Source organism: Clostridium cellulovorans 743B (assembly GCF_000145275.1).
Taxonomy (GTDB): domain Bacteria; phylum Bacillota; class Clostridia; order Clostridiales; family Clostridiaceae; genus Clostridium_K; species Clostridium_K cellulovorans.
This window is the reverse complement of sequence record NC_014393.1, coordinates 4,566,460-4,586,724: the sequence shown is the minus strand read 5'-3', so window position 1 is coordinate 4,586,724 and position 20,265 is coordinate 4,566,460. Positions and strand designations below refer to the sequence as shown.

Genomic DNA, 20,265 nt, shown 5'->3' with positions numbered 1-20,265 from the left:
TAAATAACAGGAAGAACTAATATTATATTTATAACGTTAAGAAAATTTGCTATAATTAAATATTAATTATAGCTAACAATAATTGCATGAATATGAGGAGTGAGTAAGCTTGTTTGTAATATTTGGTCTTGGTAATATTGGAAAAGAATATGAAAGTACTAGGCATAATGTTGGTTTTGAAGTTGTAGATATTTTAGCTGATAAGTATAATATACAAGTGAACAGGGTAAAATTTAAAGGTGAAATTGGAGAAGGATTTATTAATAATGAAAAAGTTATCCTAGTAAAGCCAACTACATATATGAACCTTAGTGGAGAATGCGTACGGGAAGTTATGGATTTTTATAAGATTCCTAAAGAAAATCTAATAGTAATATATGACGATATAAGTCTAGATGTGGGCAAGCTTCGAATTAGACAAAAAGGCAGTGCTGGAGGTCATAATGGTATAAAAAATATTTTGCTTCATCTTGGGAATGATGTGTTTCCAAGAGTTAAGGTTGGGGTTGGAGCACCTAAAGGAAATCTTATAAACCATGTGCTAGGTAGATTCCAAAAAGAAGAACAGGAAACTATGAACAAGGTATATGATGTTGCAGCACAAGGCGTTTTAGATATATTAAACCTAGGAGTTCTTGACGCTATGAATAAATATAACGGAATAATCGTGGAATAAATATAGAGGTGTAAGTATGAGACTAGATGGGGTAATTGATCCACTAATTTCAAGTGGTGAGTTTGAAACCTTATACAAAAGTTATAAGCAAGAGAGGTTCCCTATAGGGATCTACGGGCTCGCAGATTCTTCTAGGGCTTTTGCGCTTTTTAGTATTTTTGAAAAACTTGATCAAACGATGTTGGTGTTAACTAGTAGTGATGTTGAGGCAAGAAATCTTTACGAGGATTTGCAATTTTTTACGCCAAAAGTCTATTATTTTCCGACAAAAGAAGTAGTTTTTTATAATATTGAAGCTGTATCGGGAGATTTAAGATGGGAAAGACTGAAAGTATTAAAGGAAATTAAGAGCAATAATAAAAAAATAATTGTAAGCAGTATCGAAAATTTGGCGCCAAACTATTGCCCTATTGAATATATTGAACAATCATTTTTCAAATTAAAACTTAATGATACGTTAATTACAGCAGATTTTTCTATGAAGCTAGTACAAAGTGGTTATGAAAGAGTAGAAATAATAGATGCTAGAGGACAATTTTCTATAAGAGGTGGAATTATAGACGTATTTCCGCCTACTTCGTCTGTCCCTTTTAGAATAGAACTTTTTGGTGATGAAATTGATTCTATAAGAACCTTCAATTTGGAATCTCAAAGAAGTATAGAAAGGGTAACAGAGATAGAACTTTTCCCAGCAAAAGAGATGATATTGACTAATGAATTGGTGGAAAAAGGTGTTGAACGTATTGAAAAGGATTTGGAGAAGGTTTTGCAAGTAGCAAAAAAACGTGATGATAAAGAGTTGGAGGAAAAAATTCGCTTTTCGATAAATAGAAACATAGAAAGTTTAAAAGAAAGATGGACTTTTGAAACTATCGATAGTTTTCTTACATATTTTTATGAAAAACCTTCAAGTTTTTTAGATTATTTTAAGGATTGTATGATATGTATAGAGGATACAGATCGTACTAGTGGTAAGCTTGATAGTGTATATTATGAATTTGCCAGTAATTATAAAAGCTACTTAGAGAAAGGAGATATCCTACCTGGGCAAGGAGAGCTTTTAGTACCAAAAGAAGAAACTTTAGAACGGTTATCATTAAGTAAGTTGTTTACTTTAAATTCTATTATTAAAGCTTCGAAGATATTTGAGCCAAGAGTTACTGTGACATTTAATGAAATATCCTTAAATTCATACCAAGGGAAAATGGATCTTTTGACTGAAGATATAAGGGACAAGAAAAGAAGAGGATTCAAAACTGTAATATTATCTGGTACAAGACCAAGAGGAGAAAGGTTTGTAAAAACTCTTGCTGATTATGATATAGTGGCAACCTATAAGGATACAATTCAAGAAATTAAAGAAGGTGAAGTTGTCATAACTTTTGGAAATCAGCTGAAGGGTTATGAATTCCCTGAATATAAAGTATCTATAATTTCTGATAAGGATTTTTTCGGGGAAACAACTAGAAAGAATGCACAAAAAAAGAAGAATGTTAAGGGTGTAGGCAAAATAAGTAGTTTTGCTGAATTAAAGCCAGGAGATTATGTTGTGCATGCTAATCATGGTATAGGAGTATATAAGGGTATCAAACAACTAGAAGTTGAAAATGTAAAAAAAGATTATCTTATGGTATCTTATTCTGATGGAGATACTTTATATGTGCCTGTAGAACAATTGGATTTGATTCAGAAATACATAGGTAGTGAAGGTAAGGCTCCTAAGATAACAAAACTTGGTGGAAGTGAATGGCAGAAAGCAAAAACTAAGGCTAGAAATTCTATTAATGAGATTGCTCAAGATTTAGTAAAACTTTACGCTACTCGTGAAGCTGTAAAGGGATATAGTTTTTCTAAGGATACAACTTGGCAGCAACAATTTGAAGCAGAGTTTCCGTATGAAGAAACACCAGATCAAATCAGTGCTATCGAAGAGATAAAGGTTGATATGGAAAAAAACAAGCCTATGGATAGATTGCTTTGTGGAGATGTAGGCTATGGAAAAACTGAGGTTGCTATGAGAGCTGCTTTCAAGGCTGTAATGGATGGAAAGCAAGCTGCATTTTTGGTACCTACAACAATTCTTGCAGAACAGCATTATAAAACACTGAAAAAAAGATTTACAGGTTTTCCTGTAAACATAGATATGATATCTAGGTTCAGAAGTGCAACTCAGCAAAAGGAGACTTTGAAGTCTCTTAAAGAAGGAAATGTAGATATAATAATTGGAACACATAAAATTTTAGGAAAGACGGTACAATTTAAAGATTTAGGTTTATTAATTGTCGATGAAGAACAGCGATTTGGAGTTAGTCACAAGGAAAAAATAAAGAATGCAAAGAAAAATATCGATGTTCTTACTCTATCTGCTACCCCTATTCCTAGAACACTTAATATGTCATTAACAGGGGTAAGAAGTATAAGTGTTATCGAAACTCCTCCAGAGGAGAGGTATCCTGTGCAAACCTATGTGGTTGAATATAATGACCAGCTTATAAGAGATGCAGTGCTCAGAGAAATAAATAGAAAAGGTCAAGTTTTCTTTGTGTTTAATAGGGTAGAAAATATTAGAGAGATTGCCGACAGTTTAGCTCATTTAATACCAGAGGCTCGAATAATTGTAGCCCATGGACAAATGGCAGAAAAAGAACTTGAAGAGGTTATGAGAGCATTCATGAATCAAGAGTATGATATTCTTGTAAGCACAACAATTATTGAGACAGGTATTGATATTCAAAATGCTAATACTATGATTATTTATGATGCAGATAAAATGGGCTTATCTCAATTATATCAATTAAGAGGAAGAGTTGGACGTACTAATAGAATAGCCTATGCTTATTTAACTTACAGAAAAGATAAAATAATAACCGAAGTGGCGAAAAAGAGATTAAAGGCAATAAAAGATTTTACAGAGCTTGGCTCAGGTTTTAAAGTAGCATTAAGAGACCTTGAGATAAGAGGAGCAGGAAATGTAATGGGTTCTGCACAACACGGTCAAATGGCAGCCATTGGTTATGATTTGTATTGCAAGATGCTTGAGGATACTATAAAGGTTATTAAAGGTGAAATTGATAAAGAACCAATAGAAACTGTTATTGAAATGAAGGTAAATGCCTTTATACCAAATGGATATATAAGTGATGAAACGCAAAAAATTGAAGTTTATAAAAAAATCGCTTCAATAGAGACCAAAAAAGATTTGTTGGATATTACTGATGAGCTTATTGATAGATTTTCAGATTTACCGCCTTCGGTGAATAATTTAATGGAAATATCCTACATAAGAGCTTTGGCTAAGAATCTTGGCATAATTGAAGTGAAGGATAAAATCAAAGAGATACACTTAATTTTTGAGAATAAAGATAAGATAACAAAGGAAATGGTTAATGCTATTATAGATAAGTACTCAAAACATATTATGTTTAAACAAGAAGAGACACCAACTATGATATTTCAACTAAAAGACATAAAACGAGAGGAAATATTGAATAAATTAAAACATTTCTTAGAATATATTGGCGAGACCATTGTAAATTAGTTATTTTATGTTAAAATTAGAAGTGAGTGAAATAAAGCTAGTGAAAATATGAACGGAGGAATTATAAAGTGAAGAGTATAAAAAAATTAGTGACTGCAGCGCTTATAGGTGCAATGGTTGTTGGAGCTACAGGTTGCGGATTCTTAGAAAAAACTGAAACAAATAAAGCAAAGGAAGTAGTTGCGAAAGTTGGGGATGAAAAAATCACCAAGGGAGATGTCGATGAAGAAATAAAATATATGATAGAACAAGCCAAAACTCAGTATGGTGAAGATTATGCTTCAAATGAAGAAGCTATGAAAGGCATCAATGAACAAAGAAAAACAACTTTATCAGCGCTTGTTGATTTGAAATTACTACTTCAATATGTTAAGGATAACAATATTGAGATTAACGAAGATGAAATGGAAGCTGAAGTTGATAATGCTTATAAACAAGCGAGAGATCAATATGGTAGTGGAGATGATGCCACTTTTGAAAAATTACTACAAGATAATGGATATACATTAGAAAAATATAAAGATGATATTAAAAATGCATACATTTCAAGTAAAGCTAGAGAAGCTATGAGTAAGGGTGCAGAAGTTACTGATGCAGATATAGATGCAAGCTTTAAGAAAGATGAGTTTTTAACACAAAATGCTAATGCTAAGTTTGTTCAATATTTACTATGTAAGGTAGAATCTTCTGCTACTCCAGAGGATAGAGCGGCTAAGAAGAAGATAGCGGATGCTGCATTAGCTGAAATAAAAGGTGGATTATCATTTACAGATGCTGCAAAAAAATATTCAGATGACCCTTCAACTAAAGATAATGGAGGATACCTTGGAGCTGTAACAAGTGAATCAGGATTAGTAGAAGGATTTAAAAATGTTGCAATTGGTTTAAATCCAGGACAAATGAGTGAAGTAGTAGATGAACCAACATTTGGTTTCTTCATAATAAAATCTATATCAACTGATGAAGCTATTGCTTTTGAGAAAGAAAAACAAAAAACTACTTTATTACAAACTAAGCAAAGTGAGAAGGCTGAAGAAATTTTACAACAACTAAGAGACGAAAAATCAACTAAGTATGAAGATAAGTTAGTGGGTTAATTTAAATTATTCTTATGGGTTTTAAATTTCTTGCTTTATAAAAATAATGTATTATATGGAAAGCCTCTTATTACAGTATGTAGCAGATGCATAGTTGTTGCGGAATTTGTATAGCAATAGGATGGCTATTCAGCAAATATAAGATACCTTCATCTAAAGTTTAGGTGGATTAAGAAGAAACCTTCGATGATAGAATAGTAAGGCTATCATCGGAGGTTTTGATTTGAAAGTTCAAAAATATGCAAATAAGAACCATTGAAATATGTATATAATATGCTAAAATAAAAAATGAGCGAAATTTAAGGATATGTAGTGAATGGAGGAAGTTTACGTGAAGAATATAAAAAAATTAGTTACGGCAGTTATGCTTGGCACAATGATTATTAGTGTATCTGCTTGTGGAATAGCTGAAAAAACACCAGCAGCTAAAGCGAAGCAAGTGGTTGCAAAGGTTGGAGAAAAAAAGATTACTAGAGGCGAAGTAGATACAGCTATGCAATCATACATAGATGAAGCTAAGGCTAAGTATGGCGAAAAATATGAGACAAGTAAAGAAGCTATGAAAAGTATTAATGCACAAAGAGAAGCTCAATTAAAGAATATGGTAGATACAGAGCTTATGCTACAATACATAGAAGACAATAATCTAGAAATTAATATGGATGAGATTAACTCTGAGACAGATAAAGAGATAGAAAAGATGAAAACTGATTATGGTCAAGGTGATGAGCAAAAATATATAGATGTTCTTAAAAATGCAGGTTTCACACCAGAATCTTTCAAAGAATATACTAAAAATAGAAAATTAACAGATAAGGCTAAAGAAGCTATAGGAAAAGATATTACAGTAAGTGATGAAGAACTTGCTACTAGTTTTAATGAAGAAACTTTTAAGACAGAAAAGGCCAATATAAAGCATGTTCAATATATATTAATTAAAAATGATGCAAATGAAGATAAGGCTAAAAATAAAGAAATTGCAGATGCTGCTTTAGCAGAAATTAAAGGTGGATTATCTTTTGCAGATGCTGCTAAAAAGTATTCTGAAGATTCATCTACAAGTCAAACAGGTGGATACCTTGGTGAAGTAACAGACCAATCTCAGTTGGTTGAAGGATTTTTGAAGGCTGCGCTTGCATTGAATCCAGGACAGGTAAGTGAAATTATTGATGAACCAACTTATGGATTTTTCATAATCAAAGCTCTTCCAATTGAAGAAGCGATTCCTTTTGAAAAAGAAAAGTCTAAAGCTTCTTTATTACAGGAAAAGCAATCATCTAAATATACAGAAGTTCTTGAACAATTAAGAAGTGATAAAGTAAAAGAATATAAAAGCAACTTAACAAACTAGTTAATTAACAATGAAAACTTTTATTATAAACATTTTTTTAGCAAATGAAGATAGTAGGCTTATGTACTAAGTGATTAGTGCATAAGCTATTTTTTTATCAAAAATTTAAGAACTAAGAGGGTTTGTAGAAAAAGTCAATCCATAAAATTCATATTAAATAATCTTTATACATTTTTGTGTGTAGACAAAAGAAGAAATTTGTAAAAAAAATGATAAAAAACAAAAAGATTATGGATAATTTTTCTTACAATGCAAATGCTAAATTTGATAACAAAGCATAACAAAAAACAGGAGGAAAACAAACGATGAAAGCTACTGGAATAGTAAGACGTATTGATGATTTAGGCAGAGTAGTTATTCCAAAAGAAATCAGAAAAACTCTTAGAATAAGAGAAGGAGACCCTTTGGAAATCTTTACTGATAGAGAGGGTGGAGTAATTCTTAAGAAGTATTCTCCTATTGGGGAACTAAGAAATTTTGCTAGAGGTTATGCAGAGGCGTTGAATCAAACTTTAGGACATACGGTTTTAATAGCAGACAAAGATGGATTTGTTTCTATTAGTGGTATTTCTAAAAAAGATTATGTTGAGAAAAAAATTTCAAAAGAACTTGAAGATGTTATAGAAGGTAGGAGAACTTTTGCTATAGCTGAAGATAACAAAGGAATTCCACTTTATGAGGGAGAGGATGTTGGTAGATATAGTTCACAAGTTATAGCACCAATCATATCAGAAGGTGATGCAGTAGGAGCAGTAGTTTTAGGTAGTAAAGAAGGGACTAAATTTGGTGATGTGGAAACCAAACTTGCAGAAACAGCAGCAACTTTTTTAGGAAAGCAAATGGAACAATAGATTTACAGAAGAATATTTTTTAATTAATATTGGGCTTATTAGAATTAAAAAATGGTTAAAAAATAATAGAACTGTCATGGGTAAAATCACTTATCATGGCAGTTCTTTTGCTTTTGGGCGGAGATGCATTTTTATATTAGGAAACTTATAAAAGTGTAATATTCATTTATAATCGTAAATATTTTAATAATAGATGCTGATTATGGGGGGATATTATGAAAAAGCAATCGATGCTTAAAGGGACATTGATTTTAGGGATTTCAGGAATTATAGCTAAAATATTAGGATTTTTTTTTAGATGGCCATTGATTATGCTTATCGGTGATGAGGGGATGGGTTATTATCAGATGGCATTTCCACTTTTAACAGTTTTTTTTGCTGCAGCTTCAGGTATACCAATAGCAGTATCTAAACTAGTTTCGGAACGAAGTGCATTAGGCGATAAAGGTGGTGTTCTGAACATAATTAACAAGGCTATGATGCTAATGGTAATAATAGGAGGCGGTTTTAGTGCTTTCATATTATTATTTTCACAAAATTTAGTATCAGCGTTAAGGTGGGATCCTAAGGCGTACTATTCTATAGTTGCAATAGCGTTTGCACCAGTAATAGTGGGATTAGTTGGTGCTTTTAGAGGATTTTTTCAAGGACATCAGAATATGACACCTACAGCAATCTCAGAAGTCATTGAGCAGATTGCTAGAGTGGTGATCGGAGTAGGACTAGCGTACATACTTTTGCCGAAGGGAATTGAATTTTCAGCAGCAGGAGCAGCTTTTGGTGCTGCTGGTGGAGGCGTTTTTGGGTTAATATATCTTTTGTATAAATTTAATAGAGAAAAAGTGCGGATGGGATTTGATAAGGTTACAAGAGATAATAGAGTATTAACAAAGATAATAAAAGTTGCAGCGCCTATATCTATAGGATCATGTATTGCAAGTCTTACTTCTTTGCTAGATTCTATATTGATACCACAATTGTTATTTAAGGCGGGGTTTGATTATAAAACATCTACTATGGCTCTTGGACAATTAGGGAAGGTAAGTGTATTAGTACATCTTCCCTTAACGTTAGCCTTAGGCTTAAGTGCTTCCTTAATACCGATAATAGCGTCTGAATATATTAAGGGTAAAAAACTTTCTGTTATAAAAAAATCCGAACAAGCAATATGCTTTTCTATGGTAATAGCATTTCCTTGTTGTCTTGGTTTATTTTTCATGGCAGATCCAATATTAAATCTTTTATTTCCAGGTAAGGCAGAAGGGTACATGCTTTTAAAATATTTATCAATTTCTATACCTTTTATGGTCATGACTCAAATTACTACAGCTATATTACAAGGAGTTGGAAAATTGTATTCACCACTTATAAATTCTCTTATAGGGGGGATTGTAAAGATAATATTGACTCTAATATTAGTCCCTATACCACAATTATATGTTTTTGGTGGTATTATTGGAACAATTGTAGGATATATAATTACATCTCTGTTGAATTTGAAAGTGTTAATTAGAGATATGAAAATTAAATTTAGTTTTAATAATGCTTTAGCAAAACCAGCATATTCATCCGTTTTTATGATAATTCCTGTTATATTAATCCATAGTAAGTTTCTAGCTTTATATGGAAGTGAAGCTATAGCTACTTTATCATCTATCACTATTGGTGTTATAATCTATTGTATACTTATTATAGTTTTTAGAGTTTTTGATTATAATGATTTAATGGATAGAGTCAAAGTTAAAAGGAGGAATTGATGATGATAAAGATAGTGGGTTTAGGACCAGGTTCTAAAGAATCGATCACAGTTGGAACTTTAGAAGCTTTAAAGTCTAGTTCAAGAGTGTTGCTTAGAACCAAGATACACCCAACTATGAAATACATAGATGAGATGGGAATAAAATATGAAACTTATGATGACAGATATGAGACTTTAGATAATTTTGATGAGGTGTATAAGTCTATTGCGGAAGATATAATAAAAAAGTATGAAGAATTTGGAACTTTGGTTTATGCAGTGCCAGGACACCCACTTGTAGCCGAAAAATCCGTCAATAATCTTATAGAGTTATGTAAAGTGAAAAATATTGAATATAAAGTTTTAACAGCTGTTAGTTTTGTAGATGTAATGATGGAGGCTTTAGAAATAGATCCTATTGAGGGTTTAAAAGTTATAGATGCTTTTGACGTTAAAAATCAAGTTATAGATAGAAGAGTTGGTACAATTATTACGCAAGTATATAATAAAATGATAACTTCCGAAGTTAAAATTTATCTTTCTCAATTCTATAATGATGAAAAGGAAATCTATTTTGTTAGGGCAGCTGGAGTAGATGGTGAGGAGATCATTAGAAAGATAAAGCTTTATGAATTAGATAGGCAAGAAGAAATCGATTATCTTACTTCTGTATATGTTCCAAAGGATTATAACAATGAATATAAAGATTTCTATGATCTCATTTCAATAATAGAGAAATTGAGAAGTGAAGATGGTTGTCCTTGGGATAGAGAACAAACTCATGAATCTATTAAAGAGGAGTTTATTGAAGAAGCTTATGAAGTTGTTGATGCAATAAATAACAAAGATGACAATAATCTTGTAGAAGAATTAGGTGATGTACTTCTTCATGTAGTTTTTCATAGCATTATAGGTAAAGAAGAAGGATATTTCAACGAAAATGATATTGTAAAGGGTATCTGTGATAAGATGATTTATAGACATCCTCATGTTTTTGGGGATATTTCTTGTGAAAATAGCAATGAAGTTCTAAAAAATTGGGATGAACTAAAAAAGGCAGAGAAGGGTATAACTTCTCAGTCAGAAGCTATGAAGAATATAGCAAATGCTCTCCCAGCGTTGATAAAAGCACATAAGGTACAAGAAAAGGCAGCTAAGGTGGGTTTTGACTGGGATTCAGTAGAACCTGCTATGGATAAGGTGCTAGAAGAACTTCAAGAAATAAAGGATGTATATAAAACAAAAGATCAGTCAAAAATATTAGAAGAAGTAGGAGATTTATTCTTTTCAGTGGTAAATGTTTCAAGAATCCTTGACATTAACCCAGAGTTTGCATTAAAGTATACTGTAGATAAATTCATAAGACGTTTTGAATTTATGGAACAGCTTTGTGTTAAGAGGAATTTTGTATTCAAAGATCTACCTATAGAGAAGTTGGATGAACTATGGGATGAGGCAAAAAAAGCAGAGAATATAAAAAGAATTAGGTAACAAAGTTATAAATTCCTAGATAAAGAAGGAATTCTAGTATTTTTGAAGAATAGAAGAATTAGATACTCACTTTAAGGAGGGAACGAAAGTGAATAAAACAGAATTAATAAGTAGTATTGCAGAAAAATCAGGTTTAACAAAAAAAGATGCTGAAGCAGCATTAAAAGGTTTCATGGAAAGTATTCAAGAAGCATTAGAAAAGAAGGAAAAGGTTCAATTAGTTGGATTCGGTACTTTTGAAGTTAAAGAAAGAGCTGAAAGAACAGGAAGAAACCCAAGAACAAAAGAAGAAATAAAAATACCTGCATCATCAGTTCCATCATTTAAGGCTGGAAAAGAATTAAAAGATAGAGTAAATAAATAATTCTTTTTATACATAAAATGGACTATGGCAAAAAGAACCTAGATTAAAAGTCTAGGTTTTTTTTGTAGGTGTCTAAGATATATTCTTTTAGAAATAATTGGAGGATATTATGAGATTAGATAAATATTTAAAAGTATCAAGAATAATAAAAAGAAGAACTGTGGCAAAAGAAGCTTGTGAAAGTGGAAGAGTTATTATAAATGGTAAAGTGGCTAAGCCAAGTTCTGAAGTTAAAGAAGACGATGTAATAGAAATTTTATATGCTAATAGATCTTTAAAAGCTAAAATAGTTAACATAGCAAATCATGTAACTAAAGATAATGCTAAAGGTATGTATGAGATAATAGCAGGCGAAGAAGATACGGAAGAAGGAAATGGAGAAGAGTAATGCATAAATACTCCTTCTGAATCATATACATTATGTGATAGGAGGGGATAGTATGGAAGTAAAAAAAGAAATTAGAATTGAAGAGAAACAAGGCAATATCACCTTAAAAAATAGAAAAGAAGCATTTATAACAGGCGTAGTTGAAGTAATTAGATTTAATGAAGAACAAATTCGTTTAAATACAAATCAAGGACCATTAATTATAAAAGGTGAGAATTTAAAGATGAACAAGTTGGATGTTCATAATGGTGAAGTAAACATTATGGGCAAAATAGATTCTATAGTTTATACTGGCAGCAAAAAAACTAACGAGAGTTTAATGACTAAGTTGTTTAAGTAGAGGTGTATTATGCTGTTAAAATGGAATTATCAGCTTATAATTTTATTGTCTAGCTTTTTAACCGGTATGATAATGGGAATAATGTATGATGTCTATAGAGTTTTAAGAGGTCTTAATAATAAAAATAAAATTGTCACAGCTATAGAAGATGTTTTATTCTGGATATTTGCTTCTTCTATTGCCTTTGTTTTTTTACTTTTTACTAATTATGCTATTTTAGGTCCTTATGCATACATGTATATAGCCTTAGGGCTTTACATATATTTAAGATATGTAAGCAAAATTATGATTAAATTTAATTATAGGTGTTATCTAGCTCTAGGAAAAGTGTTAAGGATAACTATAAATTATGCCAAATATCCGTTCCAGCTATTACTTGAAAATAAAAAGAAAAATTAGCTTGAATTAGATAAGAAAACACTTTACAATAGTAGTAAGAATGGAATTGTAGGTGAATGGATATGAAAAAATTTAAGCTTAGAAAGCTTTTATTTGCTATTTTTACAGTTTATATCTGCTTTATGCTTGTTCATCAAGTTACTACTTTCATAAGAATAAATAAAGATATGAAGGAAATAAAGTCGCAGTTACAAGTAGAAACAGAAGAAAATGAAAAGTTGCAAGATGAAGTAAATATGTCCTCATCAGATCTATTCATAGAAAAAAAAGCTAGAGAAAATAGCGATTTAATCAAAAATGGCGAAATACCAGTGGTAGATGGCAATAAATAATTAAACAATTAAAACAGGATAAATATTAAGGAGGAATTTTTTCAACATGGCTTTAAAGGCAGGAACAATAGTAGATGGAGTGGTTGTTAATATAACCAAGTTTGGCGCATTTGTAGAGGTAGAGGGGAAGACAGGTCTTGTACATATATCTGAAGTTGCGGATAATTATGTCAAAGATATCAAAGAACATCTTAAAGAACAAGATAAGGTTAAGGTGAAAGTTCTATCAGTTGAAGAAGATGGGAAAATCAGTCTATCTATTAAACAAGCGAATCCAACAAAAAAGACCGTTAGACCAATGGAAATTGACTGGAATAAAAATCAAAGAAGTGGTGGCGATTTTGAAGATAAGCTTTCAAAATTCCTTAAAGACAGTGAGGAAAGATTCCAAGATATAAAGAAACATCAAGACGTAAAAGGAAAAAGCAAAAAATCAGTTATGAAATAGTTTCTTGTAAGGCAAGAATAAAAATACTGCTTAGATAAAAAAGGTATTCTAAGCAGTATTTTTATTTAAAAAAATAGCTTTTTCAAAAAATGAACTATAAAAGTGTTAAAAGTTTCAAGTTTCAAATCATTTAAGAAGTTTATATAAAACTTCAGCCATCGGTAGTTTAGAACGTTATTAATAATAATAATTTATGTTGTCATTTTTAAAGAAGATTAATTTTCCATCTTCAGTTTTTATAGAAATAAAAGTATCTTTAATGGAAACAAGTTCACCAGTTATTGAATGTCCACTAGTGGGTTCAATGGTTATTGTTTTTCCTTGGTAGTTTTCGTTGATAAAGGTATCTAAAGCTTTTTTTATATAAGGGTGATCATTAATATTTAGAGATAAAGCTGAATTATCTTTTGATAGTGGTATAGAATTTTTTTTAGTAAAGTCTATTATACACTCGAGCCCGCAATTGTTATTGAGTATATTCGATATGTTTTTGCAATTTTCAAATTCGTTTTCTAAAAAGTGCGTTGCTGAAGTTTCCATAGCTTCCTGAGAATTTTTGGAGCTACTATTTAGGTTTAGTACTATGTTTCTGTTTGAACTTTTATTGAGATCTTTTTTTAAGTTTGATAAAAGTAAGATTAATAAAAAGTTATATATATCCATAGTAGTCTCCTTTAGAGAAAGGTTTGGAAAATCTCCAAACCTTTATAAACTACAAAACGATTCTAATAGAAATAATCTATAGCATCTATATTAATATTTAAAATTCTATTTGGAGGTGCTGTTTCTCTTATTCTTACAAAATTGTCGCCTACAGAAAGAACTTCTCCAGTCAAAGCCTCAGCCACAGGTCGATTTCTAATAACTATAGTTATAGCTACATGACAATAATCGTGTTTTATTAATTCAGCCATCATTTTCACCTCTAGGGATCAGGTAAAATAACTCTGTCCCTAAAATTAGTATATTCCTATGATTGAATTCAGGTTCCATTAAAAAAATTAAAATTATGTGTTGACATATATGAAAACCTATTATATAATAAATCTTGTCGCTGAGATACAATATAAAGAAGCGACGCAAGAGTACGTGCCGAAGTGGCGGAACTGGCAGACGCACAGGACTTAAAATCCTGCGATGCTAACACATCGTACCGGTTCGATTCCGGTCTTCGGCACCATTTAAAAATAATATCGCGGGGTGGAGCAGTTGGCAGCTCGTTGGGCTCATAACCCAAAGGTCGTAGGTTCAAGTCCTGCCCCCGCAACCATTAAAAGATAATAAGGCGGAATAGCTCAGCTGGCTAGAGCATTCGGTTCATACCCGAAGTGTCGTAGGTTCAAGTCCTATTTCCGCTACCAAATGTGCCGAAGTGGCGGAACTGGCAGACGCACAGGACTTAAAATCCTGCGATGCTAACACATCGTACCGGTTCGATTCCGGTCTTCGGCACCATTTAAAAATAATATCGCGGGGTGGAGCAGTTGGCAGCTCGTTGGGCTCATAACCCAAAGGTCGTAGGTTCAAGTCCTGCCCCCGCAACCATTAAAATAGAATAATAAGGCGGAATAGCTCAGTTGGCTAGAGCATTCGGTTCATACCCGAAGTGTCGTAGGTTCAAGTCCTATTTCCGCTACCAGATAACTCCACAATAAAATGTGGAGTTTTGTTGTTTTACGAATACCACAGGTTTTACCTGTGGTTCTAAAAAGCTTCTAGCGATGAGTAGAAAAAAAGAATACCTCCAATGTAAAATGGTAGTAGGTTTGCCGACCACAACCAAAAGTACAAAGGAGGTATATCCGTAATGGATAATAGTAGTTTAGCACATAGTAAATGGAATTGTAAATATCACATAGTCTTCGCACCAAAGTATAGGAGACAAATCATATATGGAAAAATAAAAGCGGATATAGGGGTAATACTTAGAAAGTTATGTGAACATAAAGGAGTAGAAATTATTGAAGCAAATGCATGTAAGGATCATATACATATGCTTGTAAGTATACCTCCGAAGTTAAGTGTCTCTCAGTTTATGGGGTATTTGAAAGGTAAGAGTTCATTGATGATTTTTGACAGACATGCAAATTTGAAATATAAATATGGGAATAGGCAATTTTGGTGTAAAGGCTATTACGTTGATACAGTTGGAAGAAACAAAAAGATAATAGAAGAATACATAAAGAATCAAATACAGGAAGATTTAGCATATGAACAAATGAGCTTGAAAGAATTTATTGACCCGTTTACGGGTGAATCAGTAAACAAAGGCAAAAAATAAAGCACCTTTTAGGTGCAGCCAGTAAAGGTATGCGGTTGGCAAACCGCTCAATGTGCGAGTAGCACGGCCAGTAACATGCCCTTATAGGGCTAAAGCAAACCACCCGTTTGACGGGTGGTCCTGATTTTATATAAGAAATTATAAAATGTAAGAATTGAGGATAGACTTAAAAATATAATCATAATAAGTAAACTTTTTATGAAATGATAAGAAGGATTTCTTTTGATTAAATTATATATCTTTTTTAATTAGTTTATTACGGAATTCGTGATTTATAAAATTAGTAGTTAAGATATGTTACAAAAATTAACATTAACTTATATTTATCTTGTGAATATTTTTATAATTTCAGCATATATTTGTAGTTTCAATAAAAAATAAATTTTATTTGTCCTACGATTATTTAATTAACACCTAACTAATGACAAAGATTTCCATACAACTCTGATATAATGACCTTACTTAATAATCAGAGGGGGTTATATAGTGCAGTATGGCGCAGATATGATGGAGTATAAACGGGTAACAAAAGAAGATAAGGATGAAAAGGCTAAGATCTCCAAAAGGGACATAGTGAAATTTATAGGACTGTTTGTATGTTCATTTTTAATAAGTAGAGTATGCCTTATTAATGATACGGCACCCTTTGGAATTTCCTTTGTTGCAGCAACAGGGCGAATAAAAAGGTTTAATTATAGTCTTTGCTCGGCTTTTGGTACATTTGTAGGGTATGTAACCTTAGTTGATCGTATTAATAATTTATGGCTATATTTATTTTTAATTGCTGCTATAGTTTTTTATAACTTAATTGCAGGAAAAAAATCTATAAAAGAAGATAGTGTTTTTGTAGGAACAATCATTTTGATTATAGAAATTATTTATACATTTATTGTGCATCACTATTCTATAGATGTAATTATTATTACAACTTTATTGGATGTAGTCACTATAATACCAATATTTCTACTTTTGGTTTATTCTATAAAGTCTTTTAAAAATTTAAATACTCGATACATATATTCTAGTGAAGAAACTATAGCTATGGCTATTCTTTTAGCGCTTATGGTTTCAGGAACTTGGGGTATTGAAATCTATGGAATATCGTTAATAAATATTGTTGCAATTATTATAACTATGATTTTGGGATACATAAATGGAAGTGCCGTAGGGGCCTCTATAGGTGCTGCTGTTGGTGTTATTTGTGGTATGTCAACTAATTCTATGATAGATTATATAAGTTTGCTTGCATTAGCAGGCCTTGCAACAGGTGTATTTAAAGAACTTGGAAAGATAGTTAGTTCTCTGGCTTGTATAATATCTATCGTATTACTACTTATATATAGCAAGTTTCAGATGGATTTTTCAATGATTGAGGCGTTGATTAGCACAGCAATATTCTTATTAACTCCAAGTAAAATTTATGAGAGATTCAAGAAAGAATTGAATATAAATAAAAAAGAAGAAATATTAAAGGAAAATTATAATTCTAAAATAAAGGAAATTTATAAAGAGAAGTTAAATAACTTTTCTAAGGTTCTTCATAATATATCTAAGGTTCTTGATGATTTAGCTGATAATGATAAGTTAGCAATGAAGCAGAAAAGTACAAGGATTGTAGAGAACTTAGCTGATAGGGTTTGTTCAAGTTGTAATATGTATAATATTTGTTGGAAAAGAGAATTTTATTTGACACATTCGGCTTTCCAAGAATTATTAGAACAATATGATTATGGCACCGTAGCACTTCCAGATGAGTTAGAAAGAAAATGTGTAAAGAGGACGGTGCTTATAAAGAATGCTGAGGAGTTAATGAATAACTTTGTTATAAGTGAGATGTGGAGACAAAGACTTTGTGAAGGTAGAGAAATATTATCAAATCAGATAGAAAATATGGGGAGGTCTGTAGAAGAAATAAGTGAGGAATTCAATGAGGAAGTTTGTTTCAATGGAGACCTTGAAGAATTGCTTATACATAATTTTAACAGGCATGGTGTGAGATACTATGATCTAATGTGCTTTAAAACTAAAGAAAATAGGATTGTTATTAAGATGGAAATGGAGTCTTGCGGGGGCTCTCAAAGTTGTGTAAAAGACGTCTTACCGATATTGAAAAACGTTATGGAAAAAAATATGTGTGTAAGTGATGAGGGATGTTCTATTAATCCTAAGACTAATAAATGTACCGTTACTTTTGAGGAAACTCCAAAGTATCATGTAGTTTCTTATGTAGGAACTGCAGCAAAGAGTCAAGAAAAAATTATGGGTGATAGCTATACTTTTAATAAGTTAAAAGATGGAACATATATGGTTATGATAAGTGACGGTATGGGATCAGGACCACAAGCTTGCAAAGAAAGTAATGCAGTCGTAGAGCTGATTGAAAAATTTACGTTAGCAGGATTGTCTAAAAGCACATCTATAAATACTGTGAATTCCATAATGAATATGAAGTTTGAAGAGGATGAGAAATATTCTACAGTGGATTTGAGTACAATAGATTTATATGGTGGTGAAGTTGAGTTTATTAAGATTGGTGCTGCAGCTAGCTTTATAAAAAAGAAGGATCATATAGAAGTAATAAATTCAAAAACGCTTCCTATAGGTGTTCTTGATAAGCCGGATATAGACGTAACTAAGAGTGATGTTGAAAATGGTGATTTTATCATTATGGTAAGCGATGGGGTAATAGATTATAATGGGGATAATACAGGAAAACCTCAATGGATAGTTGAACATTTAAAAGAAACAAAGACAACAAATCCCAAAGATTTGGTTGAAAGCATTATAAAGAAGGCTAAAGAACTTTCTAACGGTAAAGTGAAGGATGATATGACTGCTATTGTGTCTAGAATCTATAATGTTTATTAAGTATTTTTTCAAAATATATTGAATTTTTCATTAATACAGATATTAATTTTAAGCATAGGCTGACCTATGCTTGTTTTACTATTTTCTTATGTTATAATATCCATATGTCACGTGTGGATTTATCGAGCTAGGAGATTGCATAATGGATAAGTTAATTAAACAAGTTAAAAAAACCATAAGTTCAAATTCGATGGTTAGTATAGGCGACGTAGTAATTGTTGCGCTTTCTGGTGGTCCGGATTCTGTTGTCCTTCTTCATGTGTTTAATGAACTGAAGGAAGTGTATAATCTTACATTATACGTGGCTCATGTGAATCACTGCATAAGAGGTGATGCTGCTGATTCTGATGAAGCTTATGTTATCGAGCTTTCCAAGAAACTAGGAATTGAGTTTTTCGTTTTAAGAGAGAAGGTCGAAGAGATAGCAAGGGATAGAGGAATATCTAGTGAGATGGCAGGAAGGGAAGTTAGGTATAAGTTTTTTGAAGAACTTAAGCATAAACTTAAAGCAGATAAAATAGCCGTTGCTCATAATGCAAATGATCAGGCGGAAACTGTTCTTATGAGAATAATGAGAGGTTCAGGAACGGAAGGTATTGAAGGGATAAAGCCTGTTAGGGATGGAGTATATATAAGACCGCTTATAGATGTCTCAAGATCAGAAATAGAACGATATTGCGAAGAAAATGGACTTAATCCTAGAATAGATGCAACAAATTTAGAAACAATATATAGCAGGAACAAGGTTAGATTAGAACTAATACCATACATACAAGAAAATTTTAATTCTGATATCATAAATACCTTGGTAAGGTTATCAGATACAGTGAAAAAGGATAATGAATATTTAGAAGCCATAGCTAATGAAAAATATAAAAGCTATTGTGAAGTAAGAGAAAATAAAGTTATAATAAGTAAAAATGCATTTAATGAGCCAGAGTCCATATTAACAAGAGTAATAAGAAAAGCTTATAATACTGTGGCAAAAGGGTTGTTTAATTTTGAGAAAAAACATATTTACGATATAATTAAGCTTCAAAGAAATAATTCAGGGAAAAGTATAGACTTATTACACGGAATTATTGCATATAATAGTTATGGACATATAGAAATAGGATATAGTTTAAAAGGAAACAATAATTTAAAATGGAGGTACAAGTTACCTGCAAATTCAAGGATGTACATAGAAGAGATAAAGAGTTATGTTGAGACGGAAGTTATAAGTTATAAAAAAGATATGATTTTTTCCAAAAGCTATTTAACTAGATATTTCGATTATGATACAATAAAAGATGACATGTTTATTCGAAACAGAGAAAATGGTGATTATTTTATTCCCTTTGGAATGAACGGAAAGAAAAAATTGAAAGACTATTTTATAGATGAAAAAGTTCCAAAAGAAGAACGGGATAATATACCACTTGTTTGTTTTGATGGTAACATAGCTTGGGTAGTGGGATATAGAACCAGTGATATTTACAAGATAACTGAGAAGACTAAGAATATACTAAAAATAAGAGTAGAAGGTTGATTGTTTAGAAGGTGAATGTTTTATGAATGACTGTATAGAAGAAATAATAATTGACGAAATTATGGTAAGAAATAAGGTCAAAGAGTTAGGTGAAAGAATCACTAAAGATTATGAAGGTAAAGATTTATTCCTAATTGGTATATTGAAGGGTTCTATAATGTTTATGTCAGATCTTATGAAAGAAATAAAGATACCAATTGGTATGGATTTTATGGCAGTTTCAAGCTATGGATATTCTTCAGAGAGTTCAGGTGTAGTAAGGATATTGAAAGACTTGGATTTTCAAATAGAGGGTAAGGATATAATAATAGTCGAAGATATTGTTGATAGTGGTACTACTTTGAAGTACTTGGTCGAATATTTAAAGAATAGAAGACCAGCAACTATAGAGATTGCAGCATTTTTAAGTAAACCAGAGCGTCATAAAGTTGAAATAGATGCTAAATATATTGGTTTTGAAGTCCCAGATAAATTTCTCGTAGGCTATGGATTAGACTACGCAGAAAAGTATAGAAATTTTCCTTATGTAGGAGTATTAAAAGAAAGTGTTTACAAAAAATAAAGTAACCGAG

At 31.5% G+C, this 20,265-nt stretch carries 19 protein-coding genes and 6 tRNA genes; 23 read left to right on the top strand and 2 right to left on the bottom strand.

What is annotated here, in order from left to right:
- Positions 1-109: 109 nt before the first annotated feature.
- The 13 genes from pth (at position 110) to CLOCEL_RS18985 (ending at position 13,013) form a co-directional block, all read left to right on the top strand.
- Entirely contained in the window at positions 110-676 is a 567-nt protein-coding gene (gene pth, locus CLOCEL_RS19045) for an aminoacyl-tRNA hydrolase (protein ID WP_010073814.1), read from the top strand.
- 16 nt (positions 677-692) lie between these two features.
- The gene (mfd, locus tag CLOCEL_RS19040) at positions 693-4,214 is read left to right on the top strand and encodes a transcription-repair coupling factor (RefSeq protein WP_010073813.1); all 3,522 of its coding nucleotides are present in this window, start codon (positions 693-695) and stop codon (positions 4,212-4,214) included.
- A gap of 68 nt (positions 4,215-4,282) precedes the next feature.
- Positions 4,283-5,311 (top strand): SurA N-terminal domain-containing protein, encoded by a 1,029-nt coding sequence (locus CLOCEL_RS19035; RefSeq protein ID WP_010073812.1) that lies wholly within the window; start codon positions 4,283-4,285, stop codon positions 5,309-5,311.
- 331 nt (positions 5,312-5,642) lie between these two features.
- Positions 5,643-6,662, top strand: a complete 1,020-nt coding sequence (locus CLOCEL_RS19030) for a SurA N-terminal domain-containing protein (RefSeq protein ID WP_010073811.1) — start codon at positions 5,643-5,645, stop codon at positions 6,660-6,662.
- Positions 6,663-6,967: 305 nt separating this feature from the next.
- Entirely contained in the window at positions 6,968-7,513 is a 546-nt protein-coding gene (gene spoVT / locus CLOCEL_RS19025) for a stage V sporulation protein T (protein WP_010073810.1), read from the top strand.
- Between the two features lie 215 nt (positions 7,514-7,728).
- Positions 7,729-9,270 carry a putative polysaccharide biosynthesis protein gene (locus CLOCEL_RS19020; RefSeq protein WP_010073809.1) on the top strand — a complete coding sequence of 514 codons (1,542 nt, stop codon included), beginning with the start codon at positions 7,729-7,731 and terminating at the stop codon, positions 9,268-9,270.
- 2 nt (positions 9,271-9,272) lie between these two features.
- Complete coding sequence (gene yabN, locus CLOCEL_RS19015; RefSeq protein WP_013291943.1) at positions 9,273-10,742, top strand: bifunctional methyltransferase/pyrophosphohydrolase YabN; 1,470 nt, start codon at positions 9,273-9,275, stop codon at positions 10,740-10,742.
- 88 nt (positions 10,743-10,830) lie between these two features.
- A complete protein-coding gene (locus CLOCEL_RS19010) occupies positions 10,831-11,106 on the top strand; it encodes an HU family DNA-binding protein (protein ID WP_010073807.1) in 276 nt (91 codons plus the stop codon).
- A 109-nt stretch (positions 11,107-11,215) separates the two neighbouring features.
- Positions 11,216-11,494 (top strand): RNA-binding S4 domain-containing protein, encoded by a 279-nt coding sequence (locus tag CLOCEL_RS19005; protein WP_010073806.1) that lies wholly within the window; start codon positions 11,216-11,218, stop codon positions 11,492-11,494.
- A 52-nt stretch (positions 11,495-11,546) separates the two neighbouring features.
- Positions 11,547-11,834 carry a sporulation protein YabP gene (gene yabP, locus CLOCEL_RS19000; RefSeq protein WP_010073805.1) on the top strand — a complete coding sequence of 96 codons (288 nt, stop codon included), beginning with the start codon at positions 11,547-11,549 and terminating at the stop codon, positions 11,832-11,834.
- Between the two features lie 9 nt (positions 11,835-11,843).
- Complete coding sequence (gene yabQ, locus CLOCEL_RS18995; RefSeq protein ID WP_010073804.1) at positions 11,844-12,233, top strand: spore cortex biosynthesis protein YabQ; 390 nt, start codon at positions 11,844-11,846, stop codon at positions 12,231-12,233.
- A 62-nt stretch (positions 12,234-12,295) separates the two neighbouring features.
- Complete coding sequence (locus CLOCEL_RS18990) at positions 12,296-12,565, top strand: FtsB family cell division protein (RefSeq protein WP_010073803.1); 270 nt, start codon at positions 12,296-12,298, stop codon at positions 12,563-12,565.
- A 46-nt stretch (positions 12,566-12,611) separates the two neighbouring features.
- Positions 12,612-13,013, top strand: coding sequence for a S1 domain-containing RNA-binding protein (locus tag CLOCEL_RS18985; protein WP_010073802.1), 402 nt, complete (start codon positions 12,612-12,614; stop codon positions 13,011-13,013).
- A 177-nt stretch (positions 13,014-13,190) separates the two neighbouring features.
- On the opposite strand, the gene CLOCEL_RS18980 is transcribed toward CLOCEL_RS18985, so the two are convergent.
- Positions 13,191-13,676, bottom strand: coding sequence for an LSm family protein (locus tag CLOCEL_RS18980; RefSeq protein WP_010073801.1), 486 nt, complete (start codon positions 13,674-13,676; stop codon positions 13,191-13,193).
- Between the two features lie 62 nt (positions 13,677-13,738).
- The gene (locus CLOCEL_RS18975) at positions 13,739-13,927 is read right to left on the bottom strand and encodes a hypothetical protein (RefSeq protein ID WP_010073800.1); all 189 of its coding nucleotides are present in this window, start codon (positions 13,925-13,927) and stop codon (positions 13,739-13,741) included.
- Positions 13,928-14,104: 177 nt separating this feature from the next.
- Here CLOCEL_RS18975 and CLOCEL_RS18970 point away from each other — a divergent pair.
- From CLOCEL_RS18970 to hpt, 10 genes are all read left to right on the top strand, one after another.
- Positions 14,105-14,193 (top strand) — tRNA-Leu (locus CLOCEL_RS18970).
- Between the two features lie 14 nt (positions 14,194-14,207).
- A tRNA-Met gene (locus tag CLOCEL_RS18965) sits at positions 14,208-14,283 on the top strand.
- 14 nt (positions 14,284-14,297) lie between these two features.
- Positions 14,298-14,374, top strand: a tRNA-Met gene (locus CLOCEL_RS18960).
- Between the two features lie 5 nt (positions 14,375-14,379).
- Positions 14,380-14,468: transfer RNA gene (locus CLOCEL_RS18955), tRNA-Leu, on the top strand.
- 14 nt (positions 14,469-14,482) lie between these two features.
- Positions 14,483-14,558: transfer RNA gene (locus tag CLOCEL_RS18950), tRNA-Met, on the top strand.
- Positions 14,559-14,575: 17 nt separating this feature from the next.
- Positions 14,576-14,652: transfer RNA gene (locus CLOCEL_RS18945), tRNA-Met, on the top strand.
- Positions 14,653-14,820: 168 nt separating this feature from the next.
- Positions 14,821-15,294: an IS200/IS605 family transposase gene (tnpA, locus tag CLOCEL_RS18940; RefSeq protein ID WP_013291570.1), complete on the top strand. Its 474-nt coding sequence runs from the start codon at positions 14,821-14,823 to the stop codon at positions 15,292-15,294.
- Positions 15,295-15,780: 486 nt separating this feature from the next.
- A complete protein-coding gene (spoIIE, locus tag CLOCEL_RS18935; protein WP_010073799.1) occupies positions 15,781-18,162 on the top strand; it encodes a stage II sporulation protein E in 2,382 nt (793 codons plus the stop codon).
- Positions 18,163-18,304: 142 nt separating this feature from the next.
- Entirely contained in the window at positions 18,305-19,693 is a 1,389-nt protein-coding gene (gene tilS, locus CLOCEL_RS18930; RefSeq protein WP_010073798.1) for a tRNA lysidine(34) synthetase TilS, read from the top strand.
- 22 nt (positions 19,694-19,715) lie between these two features.
- Positions 19,716-20,255, top strand: a complete 540-nt coding sequence (gene hpt, locus CLOCEL_RS18925) for a hypoxanthine phosphoribosyltransferase (RefSeq protein WP_010073797.1) — start codon at positions 19,716-19,718, stop codon at positions 20,253-20,255.
- The last annotated feature ends 10 nt before the right edge of the window (positions 20,256-20,265 follow it).